Origin of the sequence: Sphingomonas rosea, assembly GCF_039538065.1 — a bacterium.
GTDB classification, from domain to species: Bacteria; Pseudomonadota; Alphaproteobacteria; order Sphingomonadales; family Sphingomonadaceae; genus Sphingomicrobium; species Sphingomicrobium rosea.
The window spans coordinates 98,359-119,888 of record NZ_BAABBR010000001.1 but is presented as its reverse complement, the minus strand read 5'-3'; the positions used below and the strand labels follow the sequence as shown (position 1 = coordinate 119,888).

Annotated in this window: 19 protein-coding genes and 1 tRNA gene; 8 read left to right on the top strand and 12 right to left on the bottom strand. The window is 68.9% G+C overall.

Annotated features, from left to right (window positions below):
- The first annotated feature begins 77 nt into the window (after positions 1–77).
- Both ABD693_RS00620 and ABD693_RS00615 read left to right on the top strand, forming a co-directional pair.
- Complete coding sequence (locus ABD693_RS00620) at positions 78–1,298, top strand: threonine synthase (protein ID WP_344695017.1); 1,221 nt, start codon at positions 78–80, stop codon at positions 1,296–1,298.
- Between the two features lie 234 nt (positions 1,299–1,532).
- Positions 1,533–1,841: a PspC domain-containing protein gene (locus tag ABD693_RS00615; protein WP_344695015.1), complete on the top strand. Its 309-nt coding sequence runs from the start codon at positions 1,533–1,535 to the stop codon at positions 1,839–1,841.
- A 41-nt stretch (positions 1,842–1,882) separates the two neighbouring features.
- Here the strand turns inward: ABD693_RS00615 and ABD693_RS00610 are convergent, their stop codons facing one another.
- From ABD693_RS00610 to ABD693_RS00600, 3 genes are read right to left on the bottom strand one after another with little or no spacing between them, the layout of a single operon-like run.
- The gene (locus ABD693_RS00610) at positions 1,883–3,274 is read right to left on the bottom strand and encodes an ammonium transporter (protein WP_425567287.1); all 1,392 of its coding nucleotides are present in this window, start codon (positions 3,272–3,274) and stop codon (positions 1,883–1,885) included.
- Between the two features lie 13 nt (positions 3,275–3,287).
- Positions 3,288–3,626, bottom strand: coding sequence for a P-II family nitrogen regulator (locus tag ABD693_RS00605; protein WP_344695014.1), 339 nt, complete (start codon positions 3,624–3,626; stop codon positions 3,288–3,290).
- A 27-nt stretch (positions 3,627–3,653) separates the two neighbouring features.
- The gene (locus ABD693_RS00600; protein ID WP_344695013.1) at positions 3,654–4,394 is read right to left on the bottom strand and encodes a TorF family putative porin; all 741 of its coding nucleotides are present in this window, start codon (positions 4,392–4,394) and stop codon (positions 3,654–3,656) included.
- Positions 4,395–4,735: 341 nt separating this feature from the next.
- Here ABD693_RS00600 and gltB point away from each other — a divergent pair, with 341 nt between their 5' ends.
- Complete coding sequence (gene gltB, locus ABD693_RS00595) at positions 4,736–9,217, top strand: glutamate synthase large subunit (protein ID WP_486387606.1); 4,482 nt, start codon at positions 4,736–4,738, stop codon at positions 9,215–9,217.
- 4 nt (positions 9,218–9,221) lie between these two features.
- Positions 9,222–10,616, top strand: a complete 1,395-nt coding sequence (locus ABD693_RS00590; RefSeq protein ID WP_344695010.1) for a glutamate synthase subunit beta — start codon at positions 9,222–9,224, stop codon at positions 10,614–10,616.
- An 8-nt stretch (positions 10,617–10,624) separates the two neighbouring features.
- Here the strand turns inward: ABD693_RS00590 and ABD693_RS00585 are convergent.
- The 5 genes from ABD693_RS00585 to ABD693_RS00565 all read right to left on the bottom strand — a co-directional run bounded on the left by ABD693_RS00585 (position 10,625) and on the right by ABD693_RS00565 (position 14,534).
- Positions 10,625–10,700, bottom strand: a tRNA-Thr gene (locus ABD693_RS00585).
- A gap of 18 nt (positions 10,701–10,718) precedes the next feature.
- A complete protein-coding gene (locus ABD693_RS00580) occupies positions 10,719–11,564 on the bottom strand; it encodes a hypothetical protein (protein ID WP_344695008.1) in 846 nt (281 codons plus the stop codon).
- Complete coding sequence (locus ABD693_RS00575) at positions 11,561–11,899, bottom strand: hypothetical protein (RefSeq protein WP_344695007.1); 339 nt, start codon at positions 11,897–11,899, stop codon at positions 11,561–11,563. The genes ABD693_RS00580 and ABD693_RS00575 overlap by 4 nt, the downstream gene beginning before the upstream one ends.
- Entirely contained in the window at positions 11,896–13,215 is a 1,320-nt protein-coding gene (locus tag ABD693_RS00570; protein WP_344695006.1) for a mechanosensitive ion channel, read from the bottom strand. The genes ABD693_RS00575 and ABD693_RS00570 overlap by 4 nt, the downstream gene beginning before the upstream one ends.
- A complete protein-coding gene (locus ABD693_RS00565; protein WP_344695005.1) occupies positions 13,215–14,534 on the bottom strand; it encodes a replication-associated recombination protein A in 1,320 nt (439 codons plus the stop codon). The genes ABD693_RS00570 and ABD693_RS00565 overlap by 1 nt, the downstream gene beginning before the upstream one ends.
- 100 nt (positions 14,535–14,634) lie before the next feature.
- On the opposite strand from ABD693_RS00565, the gene ABD693_RS00560 reads away from it, so the two are divergent.
- Positions 14,635–15,291, top strand: coding sequence for a PadR family transcriptional regulator (locus ABD693_RS00560; RefSeq protein ID WP_344695004.1), 657 nt, complete (start codon positions 14,635–14,637; stop codon positions 15,289–15,291).
- Between the two features lie 3 nt (positions 15,292–15,294).
- On the opposite strand, the gene ABD693_RS00555 is transcribed toward ABD693_RS00560, so the two are convergent.
- On the bottom strand, positions 15,295–16,461 hold the full coding sequence (locus tag ABD693_RS00555) for a glycosyltransferase family 4 protein (RefSeq protein ID WP_344695003.1): 1,167 nt from the start codon (positions 16,459–16,461) through the stop codon (positions 15,295–15,297).
- Between the two features lie 124 nt (positions 16,462–16,585).
- On the opposite strand from ABD693_RS00555, the gene ABD693_RS00550 reads away from it, so the two are divergent.
- The 3 genes from ABD693_RS00550 to ABD693_RS00540 are packed head-to-tail and all read left to right on the top strand — an operon-like array spanning position 16,586 to position 17,994.
- On the top strand, positions 16,586–17,080 hold the full coding sequence (locus ABD693_RS00550) for a DNA-deoxyinosine glycosylase (RefSeq protein ID WP_344695002.1): 495 nt from the start codon (positions 16,586–16,588) through the stop codon (positions 17,078–17,080).
- A 32-nt stretch (positions 17,081–17,112) separates the two neighbouring features.
- Positions 17,113–17,415, top strand: a complete 303-nt coding sequence (locus tag ABD693_RS00545; protein ID WP_344695001.1) for a hypothetical protein — start codon at positions 17,113–17,115, stop codon at positions 17,413–17,415.
- Positions 17,416–17,463: 48 nt separating this feature from the next.
- Positions 17,464–17,994, top strand: a complete 531-nt coding sequence (locus ABD693_RS00540) for a sterol desaturase family protein (protein ID WP_344695000.1) — start codon at positions 17,464–17,466, stop codon at positions 17,992–17,994.
- Here ABD693_RS00540 and ABD693_RS00535 read toward each other — a convergent pair.
- From ABD693_RS00535 to crtY, 3 genes are read right to left on the bottom strand one after another with little or no spacing between them, the layout of a single operon-like run.
- The gene (locus ABD693_RS00535; RefSeq protein WP_344694999.1) at positions 17,945–18,883 is read right to left on the bottom strand and encodes a phytoene/squalene synthase family protein; all 939 of its coding nucleotides are present in this window, start codon (positions 18,881–18,883) and stop codon (positions 17,945–17,947) included. The genes ABD693_RS00540 and ABD693_RS00535 overlap by 50 nt on opposite strands.
- Positions 18,880–20,343, bottom strand: a complete 1,464-nt coding sequence (locus tag ABD693_RS00530) for a phytoene desaturase (protein ID WP_344694998.1) — start codon at positions 20,341–20,343, stop codon at positions 18,880–18,882. Before ABD693_RS00530 ends, ABD693_RS00535 begins: the two co-directional genes overlap by 4 nt.
- Positions 20,340–21,479 carry a lycopene beta-cyclase CrtY gene (gene crtY / locus ABD693_RS00525; RefSeq protein ID WP_344694996.1) on the bottom strand — a complete coding sequence of 380 codons (1,140 nt, stop codon included), beginning with the start codon at positions 21,477–21,479 and terminating at the stop codon, positions 20,340–20,342. The genes ABD693_RS00530 and crtY overlap by 4 nt, the downstream gene beginning before the upstream one ends.
- Positions 21,480–21,530 lie beyond the last annotated feature (51 nt).

Sequence of the window (21,530 nt, the reverse complement as noted above, 5' to 3'; positions counted from 1 at the left end):
CATTGTGACAAGCGTCGGATCGCGCGGCTTCGACGAAAGGGGCGTGCGCGTCGGCGGAATGGGGCTAGAGGGGAGGCATGACCGATCCCCGCGCCACCTTCGTCACCCATCTCGAATGCTCGCTGACGGGCGAGCATTATGCCGCGAACGAGGTGCATAACCTCGGCAAGGCGGGGCGTCCGCTGCTGGTGCGCTACGACCTCGAGGCGGTCGGCCGCGTGCTGACGCGCGACGTCGTGGGTGCGCGTGCGCCGGGGATGTGGAAGTGGCGTGAGCTGCTGCCGCTGCCCGCCGGGTCGGCGCCGGTCAGCCTCGGCGAGATCGAGACGCCGCTGCTGCCGCTTGCGAACCTGTCGGCGAAGGCCGGGGTCGCGCCGCTCATGGTCAAGGACGAGGGCCGGCTTCCGACCGGCTCGTTCAAGGCGCGCGGGCTGGCGATGGCGGTCAGCATGGGCAAGCATTTCGGAATCACCGACATGGCGCTTCCGACCAACGGCAATGCCGGCGCCGCGCTCGCGGCCTATGCGGCGGCGGCGGGGATCCGGGCAACGGTCATCTGCCCCGAGGAAACGCCGCCGATCAACGTCGCCGAGGCCGAAGCCTATGGCGCGCGCGTGCTCGTCGCCGACGGGCAGATCGACGAGTGCGGACGGCTGGTCGGCGAGGGCGCGGCGGCGGGGCGCTGGTTCGACGTCTCGACGCTGAAAGAGCCGTACCGTGCCGAGGGCAAGAAGGTGATGGGGCTCGAGCTTGCCGAGCAATATGGCTGGCGGCTGCCCGACGTCATCTTCTATCCGACCGGCGGCGGCACCGGCCTCATCGGCATGTGGAAGGCGTTCGCCGAGATGGAAGCGGCCGGGCTGATCGGCTCCGAGCGACCGCGGATGGTGGCGGTCCAGGCGACCGGCTGCGCGCCGATGGTCCGGGCGTGGGAACAGGGCGACGAATTTGCCGAGCGCTGGGAAGATCCGGCGACGGTCGCGACGGGCATTCGCGTGCCCAAGGCAGTGGGTGACTTCCTGATTCTGCGCGCGGTGCGTGAAAGCGGCGGCTTCGCGATCGCGGTCGAGGAAGAAGCGATCCATGCCGCGCTCGGCGATGCGGCGCGCGAGGACGGGATGCTGCTTTGCCCCGAGGGCGCGGCGGTGCTCGCGGGCTGGCGGCTGGCGCTCGAGCGCGGGCTGGTCGGCCGGGACGAGCGCGTGCTCCTGTTCAATTGCGCGGCGGGCAACAAATATCCGCTGCTTCCGACCGCACCGCACATCCGCCTGGCGGAGAGCAACGGCGCGACGCTCTAGGCCGTCTGGCCATTGGTCGAGCCCTACGGCCTTTGGTCGAGGCGCCGCCCACGCCTGCCGACGCGGGCCTTCACAATGTGGTCAGGAATCCCAACCTAAGGGTCAGGACACGGCGGCCAGATTTGATGGCGTGTCCATAAGTCTCGGAACGGGGAGCTTTTTCGGCAGGTGGCACGATGCGTGCATCTGGACGGACAAGCGCCGGCCCGAACGGTCGCCGAATGGAGAAGACAAATGAAGTGGCTGCCCGGACCCGATTACTTTCGCAACAATGTCGCCTTCCGCAACGACACGTTGCTGGGCGTCTGCGAAGCACTGGGTCATGATCTCGGCTTCAACCCGAACTTCCTGCGCGTGCCGCTGGCCGCGGGGATCATCTTCGCGCCGATGCTGATGGTCGGCATCTATCTCGCGCTGGGCGTGCTCGTGTTCGTGAGCCGCACCTTCTTCCCGGACCGCGTCGAGCAGGTCGCGGCGGCCCCGGCCGCGCCGACCGTGGCGGAGCCGGTGAACGAGGCCATCGAACTGCCCCGCGCCGCCTGACGACCCACGAGGGGTGGGCGAACCCACCCCTCGCTTACCCCTCAGTAATTATAGGCGCGCTCACCGTGTGCGCTGATGTCGAGGCCTTCGCGCTCGGCATCCCTGGCCGGCCGAAGCCCGATGATCTTGTCGATCGCGAGGAACAGTAGGGCCGAGACGCCGCCCGACCAGGCGAGCGTCAGCGCGACTGCCTTCACCTGCGTCAGCACCTGTCCCGCGATGTCGTAGGTGCCGGGGACCGCGGGCAGGACATTGTAATCGAACCAGCCCTGCCCGCCGAGCGCGGGCGCCGCGACGATCCCCGTGCCGATCGCCCCGACGATCCCGCCGATGCAGTGGACGCCGAAGACGTCGAGGCTGTCGTCGTAGCCGAAGCGGCCCTTCACCTTGGCGACGAAGAAGAAGCAGACCGCCGAGGCGACCGCGCCAAGCAGGATCGAGGTGCCGGGCGCGCCATAGCCGGCGGCGGGCGTGATCGCGACGAGGCCCGCGACCGCGCCGGTGGCGGCGCCGAGCAACGACGACTTCCTGTGCACCGCCTGCTCGATCCCCGCCCAGACCAGCGCGGCCGCGGCCGCCGCGACGAGGGTGTTGAGGAAGGCGAGGGCGGCGAGGCCATTGGCCTCGAGCGTGGAGCCGGCATTGAAGCCGAACCAGCCGACCCACAGCAAGGAGGCGCCGATCATGGTCATGACGAGGCTGTGCGGGGGCAGGGGCTCCGAATTGTAGCCGATGCGCTTGCCGATCACGAGGCAGCCGACGAGCCCCGCGATGCCGGCATTGATGTGGACCACCGTCCCGCCGGCGAAGTCGAGCGCGCCCCAACCGTAGATGAGGCCATGGTCGCCCGGCTGGTTGGGCAGGAAGTCGGGGCCGGCCCAGTACCAGACCATGTGCGCGACCGGGAAATAGACGATGGTCAGCCACAGCACCACGAACAGCATCAGCGGCCAGAAGCGGACCCGCTCGGCGAAGGCGCCGACGATCAGCGCCGGCGTGATGCAGGCGAAGGTCATCTGGAAGACGATGTAGGCGAATTCGGGGATGTAGACGCCGTTCGAGAAGGTGGCGGCGAGGCTGCTGGTCGTCACGCCCGACAGGAAGGCCTTCGACAGGCCGCCGATGTAGGGGCTGCCGCCGGTGAAGGAGAGGCTGTAGCCCCAGCCGACCCAGACGAGCGCCGCGATCGAGACGATGGTCAGCACCTGCATCAGCACCGACAGCATGTTCTTGGCGCGGACCAGCCCGCCGTAGAAGAGCGCGAGGCCGGGCACCGACATCATCAGCACGAGGGCCGAGGAGACGAGCATCCAGCTGGTGTCGCCCTTGTCGGGTGTCGGTGCGGGCGCCCCTTGCGCGAAGGCCGGCGCGGCGAGGCTCGCCGCCATCAGGAACGCCGCGCCGAAGCGGCCAAGCCTGCTCGAAAGCCCCATCGTCATCCCCTCCCTAGAGTGCATCGTCGCCGGTCTCGCCGGTGCGGATCCGGACCGCTTTCTCGAGATCGAGGACGAAGATCTTGCCGTCGCCGATCTGGTCGGTGCGCGCGGTGGTCTCGATCGCCTCGACGACGCGCGGGGCGAGATCGTCCTCGACCGCGACCTCGATCCGCGCCTTGGGCACGAATTGCGTGTCATATTCGGCGCCGCGGTAGAACACCGGCTGGCCCTTCTGGCGGCCGAAGCCGCGCACTTCCGACACGGTCATGCCCTGCACGCCCGCCTCGATCAGCGCCTCGCGCACGGGCTCGACCATGAATGGCTTGATGATGGCGATGATGAGTTTCACCTTGTTGCCCCCTCCCTTGTCACGGCATCAGAAACTGGCGCCGAGCGAGGCGACGATCCCGCTCCCGGCGATCTGGCGCCCGCGCGGGCTGAAGGCGGTGGCGTCGGTATCGACATAAGCGACGCCGAGGGTGAGGCCGCGCCACGCCGCCGACGCGCCGAGGCTCCAGTCGGTGGTCGATCGGCCGATGGTGATGAAGCTCGGCCCCTTGCTGTGGCCGAGGTGGCCGGTCAGGCTGATCGGGCTATCGGGCACCGCAAGGCTGACGTCGCCCGCGAGGTAGAGATTGTCCTCGCGCCCGTTGCCGACCGACAGCGCATTCTGCCTAGGCGCGTAGGCGATGCTACCCTTGATGCTGGCCGGCCCCACGGCCTGCGTGATCGAGGCATAGGGTTCGACGAAGTCCGAGGCGACGCCGCCCGAGCCGGGGTAATAGTAATAGAGCACGCCGGCATCGATCGTGGTCGCGCCGAAGCTGTGCTTGACGCCCGCGATGAGGTCGAGCTCCTGATCGGCGCCGTGGGCGACATAGTCGTCGATCGAGGAGCCCCAGACCGAGGCGTAGACGCCCGATTCGTGCTCGACGGTGACGAAGCCCTGGAGGGCGGGGCGCCGGTCGGTCTGCGAGATGCCTCGGAAGCGATAGTCGGTGACGAGCGTGGCGCCGCCGTGGATGGTGATCGGGGCCTTCTTCTCCTGCGCGGCGGCGGGTGTCGCGGCGAGCCCGAGAAGAAGGCCGATGACAGTGGTGACGGTGATGATGCGCATGGTCAGCCCCCGTTGATTTGAGGAGCCCCGATTGCCCGACGGGAGGCTCCGCTTACGCATTCAACGAGTGGATGATGCAGAGCTTTGCTGCGGCGCACAACGGCAGCAGAGCGCCGTGAGAATATTTCACGCGCGATATGATTTTGGCCCTGTTTGACAACGACTTAGCTCAGTCCAAGTGTGCCATCCGGGGCATAACTCATTCAGATTGCTGTGAAACGTCATGTCGTGAGAGCGATGGAGGCTTATTCCCGAGGCTATTGCAGGCCGGAGCAAGACTCGTCAGTCTGCTCGCAATCCAGTGACTTATTGTGCGTTGCAGCAGCGAGAGGTGTGACGGATTGGACGGCTTGCCCAAGGCCCAGGGATTGTACGATCCCGCCCGCGAGCATGACAGCTGCGGCATGGGCTTCGTCGCCCACGTCGGCGGCGCGGCGAGCCACCGGATCATCGCGCAGGGGCTGGAGATCCTCGCCAACCTCCATCATCGCGGCGGGGTCGGAGCGGACCCGGAGATGGGCGACGGGTCGGGCTGCCTGATCCAGTTGCCCGACGCGCTGTTGCGCGACTGGGCGGACGGCCGGTCGATCAGCCTGCCCGCGCCGGGCAGCTATGCGGTGGCGATGTGCTTCCTGCCGGTCGATGCCGACAGCCGGGCGCTCGCCGAGGAACGGCTCGAGCAGTTCGTCCGCAAGGAAGGACAGATCTTCCTCGGCTGGCGTGACGTGCCGGTCGATCCCGGCGTACTCGGCGCCTCGGTGCAGGCGACCGTCCCGGTGATCCGCCAGGCGCTGGTCGGGCGCGGTCCCGACACGCGCGAGGGCGATGCGTTCGAGCGCAAGCTGCTGACGATCCGCAAGCAGACGCTCAATCCGCTGGCCGAGCTTGCCGAACGCCGAAAGCAGCCGGCGCTGACCGATTTCTACATTGCGAGCTTCTCGAGCCGGACGCTCGTCTACAAGGGGCTGCTGCTGCCCCACCAGGTGGGCGAATTCTACCGCGACCTGGCAGATCCGCGCGCTGTGTCGGCGCTGGCGATGGTGCACCAGCGCTTCTCGACCAACACCTTTCCGAGCTGGCGGCTGGCGCACCCCTACCGGTTCATCGCGCACAACGGCGAGATCAACACGGTGCGCGGCAACGTCAACTGGATGAACGCGCGGCGCCGCACGCTCGAATCGCCGCTGCTCGGCGCCGACCTCGACAAGATGTGGCCGATCATCCCGCACGGCCAGTCGGATACCGCCTGCCTCGACAACGCGCTCGAGCTGCTGATCGCCGGCGGCTATTCGCTGCCCCACGCGGTGATGCTGCTGATCCCCGAGGCCTGGGCCGGGCATGCCGAGATGGAGCCCAGGCGCCGCGCCTTCTACGAATATCATGCGGCGCTGATGGAGCCGTGGGACGGCCCCGCTGCGATCGCCTTCACCGACGGGCGGCAGATCGGCGCGACGCTTGATCGCAATGGCCTGAGGCCGGCGCGTTTCCTCGTCACCGACGACGACCTGGTGGTGATGGCGTCGGAGAGCGGCGTGCTCCCGATCCCGGAGGAACGAATCGTCCGCAAGTGGCGGCTCCAGCCCGGGCGGATGCTGCTGATCGACTTCGCCAAGGGGCGGATCGTCGAGGACGAGGAGATCAAGGCCGAGCTGGCCGGGGCCGAGCCTTATGGCGAATGGCTCAAGGAGACGCAGTTCAACCTCGCCGACTTGCCGGCGGGGTCGAACCCGCTGGTGCGGCCGCCCGACGAGGAGGTGTTCCGGCGGACCCAGCTCAGCTTCGGCTATACCGAGGAGGACCTGCGGCTGTTCCTGACGCCGATGGCGTCGGCTGCCGACGATCCGGTGGGCTCGATGGGGACCGACACGCCGCTCGCGGTCCTGTCGGCCAAGCCGCGGCTCCTCTACGATTACTTCAAGCAGAACTTCGCGCAGGTGACGAACCCGCCGATCGACCCGATCCGCGAGAGCCTGGTGATGAGCCTCGTTTCGATGATCGGGCCGCGCCCCAATCTCCTGGGGCGCAACGCGGGCAACCACAAACGGCTCGAGGTCAGCCAGCCGATCCTCACCAACGAGGATGTGGAGAAGATCCGCTCGATCCATGACACGTTGGACGGCGCATTCCGGACCGCGACGCTCGACGCGACCTGGCCGAGCGGGGGCGATGCGCAGAGCCTCGAGGCCGCGCTCCAGCGGCTGTGCTGGGAAGCGACCGAGGCGGTGCTCGCCGACATCAACGTGCTGATCCTGTCGGACCGCAAGGAAGGGAAGGGGCGCATTCCGATCCCGGCCGCGCTGGCGACGGGAGCGGTGCACCATCACCTCATCCGGCAGGGCCTGCGGATGCAGACGGGCCTCGTGGTCGAGACGGGTGAAGCGCGCGAGGTGCATCATTTCGCGGTGCTCGCGGGCTATGGCGCGGAGGCGATCAACCCGTGGCTGGCGTTCGACGTGATCGACGCCTTGTGCGAGCGCGGCAAGGTCGCGCTGGCGCCCGACAAGGCCCAGGCGAACTATATCAAGGCGATCGGCAAGGGCCTCCTCAAGGTCATGTCGAAGATGGGGATCTCGACCTTCCAGAGCTATTGCGGGGCGCAGATCTTCGACGCGGTCGGGCTGAACAGCGCCTTCGTGCAGCGCTACTTCACCGGTACCTCGACGAGCATCGAGGGCGCGGGGCTGGAGGAGATCGCCGACGAGAGCGCAGCGCGGCACCGGGCGGCGCACGGCGCCGAGGTCGAGCGGCTGGGCGTCGGCGGGCTCTACGCCTTTCGCGCGGGCGGCGAAGCGCATGCCTGGACCCCCGCGACGATCGCGCATCTCCAGCATGCGGTCAGGGGCAATCTTCCGGACAAGTATCGCAGCTATGCCGCCGAGATGAATGCGCGGAGCGGCGAACTGCTGACCATCCGCAGCCTGCTCGATTTCCGCCCCGCCGGGCCGGCGGTGCCGCTGGACGAGGTCGAGCCCGCGAGCGAGATCGTCAGGCGCTTTGCGACCGGCGCGATGAGCTTCGGCTCGATCAGCCGCGAGGCGCATACGACGCTGGCGCGGGCGATGAACCGGATCGGCGGCAAGTCGAACACGGGCGAGGGCGGCGAGGAGCGGACACGGTTCGCGACCGACGAGCGCTCGAGCATCAAGCAGGTCGCCTCGGGCCGCTTCGGGGTCACCGCCGACTATCTGGTCAATGCCGACGACATCCAGATCAAGATCGCGCAGGGCGCCAAGCCCGGCGAGGGCGGGCAGTTGCCGGGGCACAAGGTCGATGCCGCAATCGCCGCGGTCCGGCACTCGACACCGGGCGTCGGGCTCATCTCGCCGCCGCCGCATCACGACATCTATTCGATCGAGGATTTGGCGCAGCTGATCTTCGACCTGCGCTCGGTCAATCCGGCCGCGCGAGTCTCGGTCAAGCTCGTGGCCGAGGCGGGCGTGGGGACGGTCGCGGCGGGCGTGGTCAAGTGCACCGCCGACCACCTCACCATCTCGGGCTACGAAGGCGGGACCGGGGCTTCGCCGCTGACCAGCCTGACGCATGCCGGAAGCCCGTGGGAGCTGGGGCTAGCGGAGACCCAGCAGACGCTGATGCTCAACGGGCTTCGCGACCGGATCGTGGTGCAGGCCGACGGGGGGCTGAGGACCGGGCGCGACGTGGCGGTGGCGGCGCTGCTCGGCGCGGACGAGTTCGGCTTCGCGACCGCCCCGCTGATCGCGGCAGGCTGCATCATGATGAGGAAATGCCACCTCAACACCTGCCCCGTGGGGATCGCGACGCAGGACGAACGGCTGCGGGCCAAGTTCGCCGGGAGCCCCGAGCATGTGGTGAACTATTTCTTCTTCGTCGCCGAGGAATTGCGCGAGATCATGGCCGGGCTGGGGGTCCGCTCGGTCGAGGAGATGATCGGCCGCGTCGACCTCTTGCGGGTCCGCGAGGCGGCCGGGGGCAAAGCGGCGGGCGCGGACCTGTCGAAGCTTCTGCGATCGGTCGACGCGGCCGCGCCGCGCCGCTTCCGAGCGGGGGTCAAGGCGCCGGCCGCACACCGAATCGACGAGGTGCTGATCGGCCGGCTCGACGGCGCGCTGCCGGTGCGGATCGAGCTTGCGATCACCAACGTCGACCGCTCGGTCGGAGCGCGGCTGTCAGGCGAGATCGCGCGGCGGTTCGGGCCCGACGGGCTCGACGATGGGGCCATGCACGCCGTGCTGACCGGCACCGCGGGACAGAGCTTCGGCGCCTTCCTCGCGCCCGGCGTCACGCTCGACCTCGTCGGCGACGCGAACGACTATGTCGGCAAGGGGCTGAGCGGGGGTCGGCTGGTGGTCCGGCCGCCCGACGGGGTCGCGCGCGAGGCGGCGGCCAACATCGTCGTCGGCAACACCTGCCTTTATGGCGCGACCAGCGGCGAGGCTTTCTTCAGCGGGGTCGCAGGCGAGCGCTTTGCGGTGCGCAATTCGGGCGCGGTGGTGGTGGTCGAGGGGACGGGCGACCACGGCTGCGAATATATGACGGGCGGGACGGTGGTCGTGCTCGGATCCACGGGGCGCAACTTCGCCGCCGGCATGTCGGGCGGCGTCGCTTACGTGTGGGACCCGGAGCGGACGTTCGAAAGCCGCTGCAACCTTGCCGGGGTCGCGCTCGAGGCGGTCGAGGACGAGGGCCATCTTCGCACTCTCGTCGAGCAGCATGCGCAGCTGACGGGAAGCGCCCGGGCGCGCGCCATCCTCGACGACTGGGCGAAGGCGCGGGGGCAGTTCGTCCAGGTCATGCCGCACGAATATCGCCGCGCGCTGGCGCAGGCCGTGCTGGCGGCGGAGTAGGCGCATGGCGAACCCGACCGGTTTCCTCGACATCGAGCGGCGCGAGCGCAGCACCCGGCCGGTGGCCGAGCGGGTGCGCAGCTGGGACGAATTCACCGCGCCTCTGGGACCCGAGGAAGCGGGCCGGCAGGCGGGGCGCTGCATGGAGTGCGGCATTCCCTTCTGCCACTCGGCCTGCCCGGTGAACAACCTCATTCCCGACTGGAACGAGCTGGTCAGCGAGGGCGACTGGAAGGCGGCGGCCGAGCGGCTGCACGCCACCAACAACTTCCCCGAGATCACCGGCCGGGTCTGTCCCGCGCCCTGCGAGGCGGCCTGCACGCTCAACCTCGAGGACGCGCCTGTCACGATCAAGTCGATCGAATGCGAGATCGCCGACCGGGCGTTCGGCGAGGGCTGGGTGGCGCCGCGGCTGGCGGCGCGCGGCACCGGGCGGCGGATCGCGATCGTCGGCTCGGGGCCGGCCGGGCTCGCCTGCGCCCAGCAGCTCGCGCGGCAGGGGCATAATCCGACGGTGTTCGAGAAGGCCGACCGGATCGGCGGACTGCTGCGCTACGGCATTCCCGACTTCAAGCTGGCGAAGTCGATCATCGACCGCCGGGTCGCGCAGATAGAGCGCGAGGGCGTCCTCTTCCGGACCAATTTCGAGGTCGGGGTGGACGTCTCGCTCGACCGGATGCTCGACGATTACGAGATGGTGGTGATCGCCGCCGGCGCCGAGCAGCCGCGCGACCTCGCCATTCCCGGCCGCGAGCTGGGCGGCGTGCATTTCGCGATGGACTATCTGGCACAGGCCAACCGGCGGGTGGCGGGCGATGCCGAGGCGGCCGCGCCGATCAGCGCGACGGGCAAGCATGTCGTCGTCATCGGTGGCGGCGACACGGGCTCGGACTGCATCGGGACCGCCAACCGGCAGGGCGCGGCCTCGGTCACCCAGCTCGAGATCATGCCCGAGCCGCCGGCGCGCGAGGACAAGGCGCTGACCTGGCCGCACTGGCCGCTGCGGCTCCGGACCTCGAGCAGCCAGGAAGAAGGCTGCGCGCGCGATTTCGCGGTGGTCACCGAGGGTTTCGAGGGCGACGGCAAGGTCGAGCGGCTGCGCTGCTTGCGGGTGCGGTGGGACGAGGGGCGGATGGCGCCGGTCGAGGGAAGCAGCTTCACCATCCCCGCCGACCTCGTCTTCCTGGCGATGGGCTTCACCGGCACGGCGTTCCCGGCCGCGGCAGCGGGCCTCGACCAGGCCGGCGCTGCGATCCGGGCGGACACGGCAAGCTTCGCGACCAGCCGCCCGCGGGTGTTCGCCTGCGGTGACGCGCGGCGTGGCCAGAGCCTCGTCGTCTGGGCGATCCGCGAGGGTCGCGACTGCGCTGCCGCAGTCCATGCGGCGCTGACGGCCTGACGGGGTGGTGGTGCCGGTTGCAGGAATCGAACCCGCGACCTTCGGTTTACAAAACCGCTGCTCTACCAGCTGAGCTAAACCGGCGCTGTGGCGCCCCTTGGCCTAGACGATGCCGAAGGTCCAGCCCTCGGTGCGTGCGAGGGTCGGAGTGAGGCCCGGCGGCGCAAAGGCATGGGGCTGCCGCGCATGGACGCGCATCCCCGCTGCGGTGACCAGCGCGTCGGTCTGGTGATCGTCGGGCTCGAAGCGGAGCCGCGCGGGCGGGCTGCCGAGGCCGGCGAGCGCCGCGTTGAGGTCGGCGCGGGTGCGCAGCTTGGTGCCGGACAGGCCGGCGTTGCGCAGGTAGATGCGCGTATAGATCTCGACCACCGCACTGCCGCCGGGCGTGAGCGGGTCCATCGGCCAGATCGGGACCTTGCCGTCGATCTGGTGGAGGAGGCGCATCCCCGCGAAGCTCGCCTTGGCGACCTGCGCGGCGCCGATCGCGTCATAGGCGCTCGCGGTCTTGCGGCCGCCGGCTTCGTTCAGGCGGTGGTCGCATTGGCGGAAGCGGACGAAGTCGGCCTTCACCCCGTCGGCGATGCCAAAATAGAAATGCGGGCGGTGGACCGTCTCGAGGAAGCTCGCCGCGCCGAGGTCTTCGTCGGGCGCCTTGCGGTCGACATAGGCCCAGAAGGCGCGGGCGGTGTCGGGGATGCCGGTCTCGCCCGGAAGGTAGGCGCCGCGCTCTGCAAAGGGCGGGGCGAAGGAAAAGTCGAAGCCGAAGAGAGTGGGCTCGCGCGCGGCCTCGGCGACGAGCCAGTCGGCGACTTCGGTCCGGCTCCAGACATGGCCCGGGCGCACGAGCCTGGGTGCGCCGTCGAGCCCACAGGCAGCGAGCGCGATGCCCTTATGCTTGCGGCCCTTGGCGCCCGACCAGTCGATCGCGACGAAGCGGGTGAAGCTCACTTCGTCTTGCGGCGGGGCTTGCCGGCGGCGAGTTCGATCGCGCGGTCGATCCACTCGCCGACGCCCTCTGCGGGCCCGTAGCGGACGAGCAGGGCGGGATAGCCCTGATAATGCGGCGTCTCCCAGAAGCGCGCGGGATCGAGGTCGAGCAGCATCGCCTTCTGGTCGGCGTCGATGTGGAGGACGAAGCTGTCGGGCTCGCGGGACGGCGTGACGACCGGGCGACCGCTCGCCTCGGCCATCACCGCCGGGCCGCCATAGTATCGGCCCTCGACGGCGCCGGTACGGGCGGCGGCAAAAGCGTTGACCGCCGCCCAGTCGCCAAGCTCGCTCACACCAGGGTCGGGCCGTCGTTGGTCGGCTTTTCCCTGGTGCCCTCGAGCCGCGGCGGGCGCGGGGGCACCGGCTTGATCGGCGTGCCCACGATGCGGTCGGCATAATGGCCGAGGATGCGACCCGCGGCTTCGCGTCCGCCAAGCCCGAAGGCGAGTGCGGCGGCGATGGCGGCCGACCCGAGGATCAGCCCGAACGCCATGTAGACGATCACGTCGGCCAACCCCATGAAGGTGAGGCCGATGGCGGTGAACAACGCGATGATGGCGTAGCGGACGATGGTCTGCGCGAACCCGCCCTCGCCGGTCGAGGAGCCGACGAGGTTGGCGAGGATCCGGGCGAGGAAGATGCCCGCGACGATGATCAGCGTTCCGAAAATGACCTTCGAGCCGAGCTCGGTGATCTGGACGAGGAAGATCGCGACGGTGTCGCCGCCGAGCTGGTGCGCGGCCTCGATCCCGGCGCCGAGCATGATGGCGATGAAGGCGATGTTGCCGACCACCCGGCTCGGCTGGGTGCGGAGCGGCATGATCCCGGTCGAGCGCAGCGCGTCGTCGAAGCCCATCGGCGGGAGCACCGCCTCGATGATGGTCTTGAGGAACTTGGCGGCGACGAAGGCGATGCCGAGCCACAAGGCGGCGGTCAGCAGGCGCGGGATCGCGGCGCTGATCTCGTCGAGCATGGTGATAGCCGGGCCGCTGATCGCCTCGATGCCCAGGACCTGGAGGGCGGCGATCGAGACCGGGATGATGATCAGGGCGAAGGCGAGGATTCCGGCAGCCCGGGCGAGGGTCGCGCGGCTGGCACCCGGGGCGGCGCCCGGCGGCACCGCTTCGGGATCGCCGCGATAGGTCGGCGGATGATCGCCAAGCCCGGCGCGGGCCATCAGGCCGTCGATGTTGGCGGCGGTGAAGAGCGTTTCGATCAGGCGGCGGACGATGCGCGCGAGGATGAGGCCGATGAAGAAGATCAGGCCGGCGCCGATCAGCTTGGGCAGGAAGGCGAAGATTTCCTGCGTCAGCGTGTTCACCGGGGCGAGGATCTGCCCGATCTGCAGGAAGTTGAGCGCGGCCATGATGCCGACCAGCCAGACGATCAGCTTGGCGACCGTGCCGATCTGGTGGCCGACGGTCTCATGGCTGTTGCCGGGCGAATGCTTCTGCAGCGCCGGCGACTTGGAGATGGCCTTGGCCAGCGCCCATTTGACCGCGCGCGCCACGATCCAGGTCGCGACGAGGATCGCCAGCGCGATCAGGATGCGCGGACCCCATTCGATCGCCTGGGCGCGCCAGGTCTCGGTGGTGGACGGTGGATACATCAGCTTCCCTCCTGCTGTCTTTGACGCTGCTCGTCCCACCAGGCGAGCCGTTCGGCAAGCCGCTTTTCGAATCCGCGATCGGTGGGGCGATAGTAAGTTTCGGGCGCCATCTCCTCGGGCCAGTAGCTGGCCCCGGAAAAGGCGTCGGGCGCGTCATGGTCGTATTGATAGCCCTTGCCGTAGCCGAGGTCGCGCATGAGCCGGGTGGGCGCGCCGAGGATATGCTTGGGCGGGGACAGCGAGCCGTGGGCCTTAGCGCTCTTCCACGCCTCTTTCTGAGCGGTGTAGAGCGCGTTCGATTTGGGGGCGGTGGCGAGGTAGAGGCAGGCCTGGACGATCGCCAGTTCGCCCTCGGGCGAGCCGAGGAAATCGTAGGTGTCCTTGGCGGCCATGCACTGGACCAGCGCCTGCGGGTCGGCGAGGCCGATGTCCTCGACCGCGGCACGGGTCAGGCGGCGAAGGAGATAGAGCGGCTCTTCGCCCGCGGTGAGCATGCGCCCGAGATAGTAGAGCGCGGCCTGCGGGTCCGAGCCGCGGATCGATTTGTGGAGGGCGGAGATGAGGCCGTAATGGCCCTCGCGGTCCTTGTCGTAGACGGGCAGGCGGCGCTGGATGAGATCGCGCAGCGCCGCGGTGTCGAGCGGCGTCTCGATGCCCGCCGCGAACAGCATCTCGGCCTGGTTGAGGAGGAAGCGGCCGTCGCCATCGGCAGTGGTGACGAGCGCGGCGCGGGCGTCGTCGGTCAGCGGCAGCGCGCGGCCCTCGACCTCCTCGGCGCGGGCAAGAAGGGTGGTGAGCGCGGCCTCGTCGAGCCGGTGGAGGACGAGCACCTGCGCTCGAGAGAGGAGCGCGGCGTTGAGCTCGAAGCTCGGGTTCTCGGTGGTCGCGCCGACGAGGGTCACCGCGCCGCTTTCGACATAGGGCAGGAAGCCGTCCTGCTGACTGCGGTTGAAGCGGTGGATCTCGTCCACGAACAGCAGGGTGCGCTGGCCGGTGCGGGCGTGGACCTCGGCCTCGGCGAACACCTTCTTCAGGTCCGCGACCCCGCTGAACACCGCCGAGATGGCGACGAAGCGATAGCCGACCGCGCCGGCGAGGAGGCGGGCGATGCTGGTCTTGCCGGTGCCGGGCGGGCCCCAGAGGATCAGGCTCGACAGGCGGCCGGCAGCGACCATCCGCCCGATCGCGCCCTCGGGGCCGGTGAGATGCTCCTGCCCGATGATCTCCGACAGGTCGGTCGGGCGGAGCTGTTCGGCGAGGGGAACGGCCGCGGCCGGCGGCTCGCCCGACCCGGCGCCAGTGTCGAAGAGGTCCGCCATCGCGGCGCTTCTAGGCAAGCGCCCGAAGACACGCCAGCCACTCTTGTATCCGTCCTATCGAAGATATATCTTGCAATAACTAAGATAGGAGAATGCAGTGATGGGTTGGCACAATATGCGGCATGGCGGGCGTGAGCATTGGACGCGCACGATGGCGGCGATGGGCCGTGGCGGCTGGGGCAGGGGCTTCGGTCCCGACGGCCCGTTCGGCCCTGAGGGTCCGTTTGGCCCCAATGGCCCCTTCGGTCCCGACGGTCCCTTCGGGCGCGGCGGCGGCGGTCGCGGCGGGCGGCGCGGACGGATGTTCGGGTCGGGCGAGCTTCGCCTCGTCCTGCTCAAGCTGATCGCCGACGAGCCGCGCCACGGCTACGACCTCATCCGCGCGATCGAGGAGCTGACCCATGGCGATTATGCGCCGAGCCCCGGGGTCATCTATCCGACCTTGAGCCTGCTGTCGGACGAGGGCCTGATCGAGGAGCAGCCGGGCGAGGGCGCGCGCAAGCGCTTCGCGGCGACCGCCGCGGGACGGGCGCAGCTCGAGGAGAATGGCGAGGACGTCGAGCGCCTGTTCGAACGGCTCGAGGAAACGGGCTCGCACCGCCGCGAGCGGAACCGGCCGGAGCTTCACCGCGCGGTGAAGAACCTCATGAGCGCCTGGAACAACCGGGTGAAGCGCGACGGCTGGAGCGAGGAATTGCTCGAGCAGATCGTCGACATCATCGACGAGGCCGCCAAGAAGATCGAACGGCTGAAGTAAGGCTCAGCCCTTGATGCGGGTCAGACGCTCGCGCCGCTCGATGGCGCGGGCGTAGGTCCGCAGCACCGAGGCGTTGATCACGTCCCAGTCCTGCGTCTTGGCATAATCGAGGCCCGCCTCGCCGTGCCGGGCGCGGAGCGCGGGATCGGCCGCATAAGCGGTGATCGCATCGGCGAACGAGCCGATGTCGCCGGGATCGCACAGGGTTCCGGTCTCGCCGTCGCGGACGAGATTGGTCGCGCCGGTCGCCTCGGCCGCGACCACCGGCAGGGCGCAGGCCATGGCCTCGAGCGTGACGTTGCCGAAGGCCTCGGTGATCGAGGGATTGAGGAACAGGTCGGCGCTGGCGAGCGCGCGGGCGAGGTCGGGGCCTTCCTGGTGGCCGACGAAGACGCCGGCTGGGAGGGCCTTTTCGAACCACGGGCGGGCCGGGCCCTCGCCGATCACGAGCACCTTGTGGCGAAGCCCGCGCTCGCGCAGCGCGTCATGCACCGCGGCGAAGACGTCGAGCCCCTTTTCCATCACGATCCGGCCGAGGAAGGCGATGACCAGTTCGTCGTCGGCGATGCCGAGGCTTCGGCGCCATTCCATGTCGCGGCGCTCGGGGTTGAACTGCTGGCGGTCGACCCCGCGCGACCAAATGGCGATGTTGCGGTTCATCCGCTGTGCGCGAAGCACCGAGGCGGTCGATTCGGCCGGCACGAGCAAGGCGTCGCAGCGCAGGTACAGGCGGCGGATGATGCCGCGGACGACGGGCTCGAAGGCCTCGAGGTGATAATAAGCCAGGTAGGTCTCGAACCGCGTGTGCACCGAGGCCACCGCGGGGATGTTGCGCTTCCGCGCCCAGGTCACCGCCCGGTGCGAGCTGATGTCGGGGCTCGCGATGTGGACGATGTTGGGGTTGAACGCCTCGAGGTCGCGGCGGATGGCGCCCGGAAGCCCGAGCGGAAAGCGGTATTCGTCGCGGCCGGGGACGTGGACCGAGGGCAGGGAGACGAGGTCGCCCGTCGGCGGAAAGGCCGGATGCTCGACCGTCGGCGAGTAGACGCGCACGTGTACGCCCTGGCGCAGAAGGAAGCCGACCAGGCGGTTGAGTGCCTGGTTCGCGCCATCGCGCACGTAATTGTAATTGCCCGATACGAGGGCAATGCGGAGATCCTCCGGAGCCATGGCGGGGGCCTTAGCCGCGCCGGCGGGCGTTCGTCCAATCGCGGCGGCTCGAGCGGGCGAGGAGAAGGGGCAGAAGACCGAGGATGGCGAAGCGGAAAAGACGGGGCATGGGGCCGGGCATAGCATGAATGGGACGCGGAAGCTCGGCCTGGCACCGGTCGCGCGGGCGGACGCGCGGCTGCTGTTGCTGGGCAGCCTGCCGGGCGAGGCATCGCTCAAGGCCGAGCGCTATTATGCGCATCCGCAGAACCAGTTCTGGCGGCTCTTGGGCGAGGTGATTGGCGAGCCGCTGGCGGCGCTCGACCATGACGCGCGACTGGAGACGCTGCTCGATCGGAGGATCGCCTTGTGGGACGTGGTCCATGCGGCGCGGCGCGAGGGAAGCCTCGACCAGCGCATGGCCAAGATCGAGGTGCGCGACCTCGCCGGGTTCGTCGCGGGCCTGCCCGGCCTTCGTGCGATCGGGTTCAACGGAGCGACCGCGGCGAAGCTCGGCCGGAAGAAGCTCGGCGCCACTCACCTCGCCCTCGTGAACCTGCCATCGTCGAGCCCCGCGCACACCACGGCCTTCGGCGACAAGCTCAGCCGCTGGCGCGCGCTCGCCCCCTTTCTCGATTGACGGGGCCGGGCGGCTTATCTTTAAGCGAGGACATGACCGACGAGCCGATCGACGCGCCGACCGAGGAAGGCGAAGAAGACCGCACCCAATTGTCGATGGTCGACGAGGCGCTGGTCGCGGGTACTATCGCCAACACCAACGGCCTCCTCGTGATCCTCGCCAAGCTGGTCGCGCGCGGCGTGTTCGACGCCTCGGACTTGAAGGCCTTTTCGGAAAGCTATTCGAAGCCGCTCGACCATGAGGGCATGCGCGAGAACGAACTGGTGAGCCAGATGCAGGACCAGATGGAAAGCACGCTCGCCGAACTGATGAAGTTCCTGAGCGAAGGGCGGTAGGCCGACAGGGCAGGTGACGCTGCGCCCGCGCCCGCCTATATCGACCCCATGTCCCTGATCGGCGGCCTTTTCCTGTTCGCGGCGACCGTTCTTGTCATGGAAGCCTTCGCTTATGGGCTGCACCGCTTCGTGATGCATTCGCGGTTTGGGTGGAACTGGCACCAGAGCCATCACCGCGAGCGCGACGGCTGGTTCGAGAAGAACGATCTTTACGCGGTCGTCTTCGCGCTTCCGTCGGTAGCGCTCATCTATGCCGGGCTGCATGGGCTGGCGGGGGACTGGGCGACGTGGGTCGGCGCCGGCGTCGCCTTCTACGGTGTCATCTACTTCGGATTCCACGACGTCATCGTGCACGGCCGCCTGCCGCACCGGATCGTCCCGCGCTCGCGCTATTTCAAGCGGATCGTCCAGGCGCACAAGCTGCACCATGCGGTCGAGAGCCGCGACGGGGCGGTTAGCTTCGGCTTTCTTTATGCGCCGCCGGTCGAGGCGGTGAAGCGCAGCCTCGCGGCCAGCCGGGGCAAGACGATCAGGGCCGCGAAGGGCGCGTCCACAGCCCGGTCCGAGGAACGGGCCTGACCGGCCACAGCGTTTCCCAGAAGGCTTCCATCACCAGCGCGGCCTTTTCGGCCTTGGACGTCGTGATCCGATCGTCCCAGGCGCGCGTGCCCAAGGCGGCGGCGCGGGTCGCGATCTCGCCGTAGATTCCGCTCGCCGACAGGACTGCCCAGCGGCTTCGGAAGGGGAGCCGCGCCGCACCGACACGGGCCGAGCGGCGATAGTCGGCGGCCATGTCGGCGAGACGGCGACCGATACGGGCCAGCGCCGGGCGGTGGCGCGGGTCGGCGAGATCGGCATCGTCGAGGCCCTCGGCGGCGAGCCATTCGGTCGGCAGATAGACCCGCCCGACCTTGGCGTCGTCGACGATGTCACGGGCGATGTTGGCGAGCTGGAAGGCGATCCCGAGGTCGGCTGCCCGGTTGAGCGTGTCCTCGTCCTCGGGCGGCACGCCCATGACATGCGCCATCATTACGCCGACCGCGCCCGCGACCTGGTAGCAATAAGAGAGGAGGTCGTCGGTCGTCTGCGGCCGCCAGCCGGCGGCGTCGCGCTCGAAGCCGGCGAGGTGATCGTCGGCAACCGCTTCGGGGATGGCGCATTCACCGGCGACGATACGCAGCGCTTCGAACGGGACGAGACCGGTCGGACGATCGGCGAAGGCGTCGGCGGTTCGTGCTTTCAGGAAGGCGATGCGGCCCGTTGGATCGTCCACCCGCTCGGCGTCATGGCCGAGCGTCTGCCCGTCGGTCACGTCGTCGCAGGCGCGGCACCAGCTGTAGAGCAGCCAGCTGCGCTCGCGCGTGGTCAGGTCGAACAGCTGGCTGGCGAAACGGAAGCTCTTGGAGCCGACAGAAATGCTTTCGAGCGCCGCCTGAACCAGCCGCGCCCGTTCGTCGGCCGCACTCACGCCAGCATCAGTCCCGCGGTTGCCTCCGCGCTTCCGACCACGCCCGGAATGCCCGCGCCCGGATGGGTGCCGGCGCCGACGAAATAGAGGTTCTTCAGCTTGTCGTCGCGATTGTGGGTGCGGAACCAGGCCGACTGCCACAGCACGGGCTCGAGGCTGAAGGCCGAGCCGAGATGCGCGGCAAGATCGGTGCTGAAGTTCGCCGGGGTGTAGTGGAAGATGGTCCGGATGCGTTCCCGCACGTCGGGGATCATCCGCTCGGCGATCGTATCGAGGATGACCTCCTGATATTTCGGTCCCTCGACCGCCCAGTCGACGTCGGCGCGTGCGGCATTGGGGACGGGCGCGAGCGCGTAGAAGGTCGAGCAGCCCGGCGGCGCCATCGACGGATCGGTGACGGTCGGGTGGTGGATGTAGAGCGCCGGGTCGGTCGCGAGCTTGCCGGTCTTGTAGATGTCGTTGACGAGCCCGCCGTAGCGCGGCCCGAACAGGATCGTGTGGTGGGCGATGTCGAAGGTGCCCTCGAGCCCGAAGTGGAGCACGAACAGGCCGGGCGAGAAGCGCTTGCGCTTCAAGGCACGCACCTGCTGCTGGCCGCGGTCGGAGCCTTCGATCAGCCCGTAGCTGTGGACGACGTCGCCGTTGGAGGCGACCGCGTCGGCCGTTGCGCTCCAGCCCGAAGCGGTGCGGACGCCGGTCACGCGGTCGTTCTCGGCCAGAATCGCGGTCACCGGATCGCCGAGGCGGATGGTGCCGCCGATCCGCTTGAACTGACGAACCATGCCGGCGATCAGCTTGTTGGTGCCGCCCTTGGCGAACCACACGCCGCCGTCGCGCTCGAGCTTGTGGATCAGCGCGTAGATCGACGAGGTGGTCATCGGATTGCCGCCGACCAGCAGCGTATGGAACGACAGCGCCTGTCGGAGGTGCTCGTCCTTCACGTAGCTCGACACGATCGAATAGACCGACCGCCAGGCCTGATATTTGGCGAGCGCGGGCGCGGCCTTGAGCATGTCGCCAAGGCTCTCGAAGGCCTTGGTGCCGAGCTTGACATAGCCTTCCTCGAACACGCCCTTGCTGTAGGCGAGGAAGCGCTGATAGCCGGCCCAGTCGCCGGGGCTCATCGCATCCATCGACGCCTTCAATTGGGCGTCGTCATTGGTGTAGTCGAACACCGTCCCGTCGGGCCAGGAGAGCCGGTAGAAGGGCTTGACCGGCACGAGTTCGACATCCTCGGCAATGTCGTGGCCCGACAGCTTCCACAGCCGCTCGAGGCAGTCGGGATCGGTGATGACCGTCGGCCCCGCGTCGAACACGTGGCCGTCCTTCTCCCAGACATAGGCACGGCCGCCGGGCCGATCGCGTGCCTCGACAATCGTGGTCTGCACCCCCGCCGACTGGAGACGAATGGCGAGGGCGAGGCCGCCGAAACCGGCACCGATGACGATTGCAGTCTTCACAAACTATCCTTCAGAACCTTGAGCGCCCGGAAGAAGGGCACAGGCGGCTTGCCCGCGAGGACACGCGCCTTGTCGAAGCCATTGCTTTCGCCAGCGTAGAAGCGCCCGATCAAGGGGCCGGAAAGGCGGTAGAAGCGCTCCAGAACCTTGTATCTGGCGCCGGGCTCTGCCGCATGGAAGAGGAGGGCGGTCAAAAGGCGGTAGAAGGCGCCGCTCTTCCAGTGGCGCTTGCCGCGCGCCCGGGTGGCGACACCGAGCCCGGCGTCCAGCGGGGCCCTGTCGGCGAGCCAGACGGCGAAGCGGACCGCATCGGGGAGCGAATAGCTGGTCAGCGGGTGGAAGAAGCCGCCGCGCGCGCCGGCCCTGGCGACGGGGTCGGATGACGGCCAGAGCCTGTCGAAATCGCCGCCGGTGACGACGGGGAGCGAGCCATGTTCCTCGCGCTTTCGCGCCGCGATCTGCCAGCCCTGCGAAGCGGCATAGTCGCCGATCCGGTCGCGCAGCAGGTCGGGATCGATGGCGGGCGTGTCGCTGTAATAGGTGTCCTCAACGAACAGCTCGGTGGCTGAGAAGGGCAGGCAGTAGACGAAGCGATAGCCGTCATGCTGGTCGACGGTCGCGTCCATGACGATCGGGCGCGTGAGGCCATGGCCCTGGGGAATGGACAGGAGCTGGCCGAGGAATTTCTGCCAGCCGAGGTCGAGTCCTTCGGCCTTGCCGCCGCGCGCATCGAGCACCGCGCCGGCCTGCACCGTCTCGCCGTCCTCCAGCGTGACGCCCGTGGGGGTGAGCGCGCGGGCCTCACCGCGGAGGATCTCATCGGGGCCGAGCGCGGCGCGGACAGCTTGGTCGAGCGCCTCGCTTTCGATGGTCTGGTAGACGTCGGGAAGGTCGCGGCGGTGCGCGGGAAAGCGGACTTCGTAGCCCGTCCAGCGGTGCCCGATCAGCGGATCGGTCAGCCATCGGTCGGCGGACGCGACATCGCCCTTGAAGAAGGACCAGAGGTGGTTGCCGCCGATCGTTTCGCCCGGCTCGATCAGAAGGAGGCGGAGGTCGGGGCGGCGGTGGCGCACGGCAAGGGCGCACAGGCCGCCGGCCAACCCTCCTCCCACGATCACCAGGTCAGCCCGCCGCATCGCGTCAGGCTGTAGCGGGACGAGGCCACGCTGGCGACCCCGCCCGTGGTC

Coding starts and splice junctions, on each gene's coding strand:
- ABD693_RS00620 (WP_344695017.1), top strand. CDS start 78: ATGACCGATCCCCGCGCCACCTTCGTCACCCATCTCGAATGCTCGCTG.
- ABD693_RS00615 (WP_344695015.1), top strand. CDS start 1,533: ATGAAGTGGCTGCCCGGACCCGATTACTTTCGCAACAATGTCGCCTTC.
- ABD693_RS00610 (WP_425567287.1), bottom strand. CDS start 3,274: ATGGGGCTTTCGAGCAGGCTTGGCCGCTTCGGCGCGGCGTTCCTGATG.
- ABD693_RS00600 (WP_344695013.1), bottom strand. CDS start 4,394: ATGCGCATCATCACCGTCACCACTGTCATCGGCCTTCTTCTCGGGCTC.
- ABD693_RS00590 (WP_344695010.1), top strand. CDS start 9,222: ATGGCGAACCCGACCGGTTTCCTCGACATCGAGCGGCGCGAGCGCAGC.
- ABD693_RS00570 (WP_344695006.1), bottom strand. CDS start 13,215: ATGTATCCACCGTCCACCACCGAGACCTGGCGCGCCCAGGCGATCGAA.
- ABD693_RS00565 (WP_344695005.1), bottom strand. CDS start 14,534: ATGGCGGACCTCTTCGACACTGGCGCCGGGTCGGGCGAGCCGCCGGCC.
- ABD693_RS00560 (WP_344695004.1), top strand. CDS start 14,635: ATGGGTTGGCACAATATGCGGCATGGCGGGCGTGAGCATTGGACGCGC.
- ABD693_RS00555 (WP_344695003.1), bottom strand. CDS start 16,461: ATGGCTCCGGAGGATCTCCGCATTGCCCTCGTATCGGGCAATTACAAT.
- ABD693_RS00550 (WP_344695002.1), top strand. CDS start 16,586: ATGAATGGGACGCGGAAGCTCGGCCTGGCACCGGTCGCGCGGGCGGAC.
- ABD693_RS00545 (WP_344695001.1), top strand. CDS start 17,113: ATGACCGACGAGCCGATCGACGCGCCGACCGAGGAAGGCGAAGAAGAC.
- ABD693_RS00540 (WP_344695000.1), top strand. CDS start 17,464: ATGTCCCTGATCGGCGGCCTTTTCCTGTTCGCGGCGACCGTTCTTGTC.
- crtY (WP_344694996.1), bottom strand. CDS start 21,479: ATGCGGCGGGCTGACCTGGTGATCGTGGGAGGAGGGTTGGCCGGCGGC.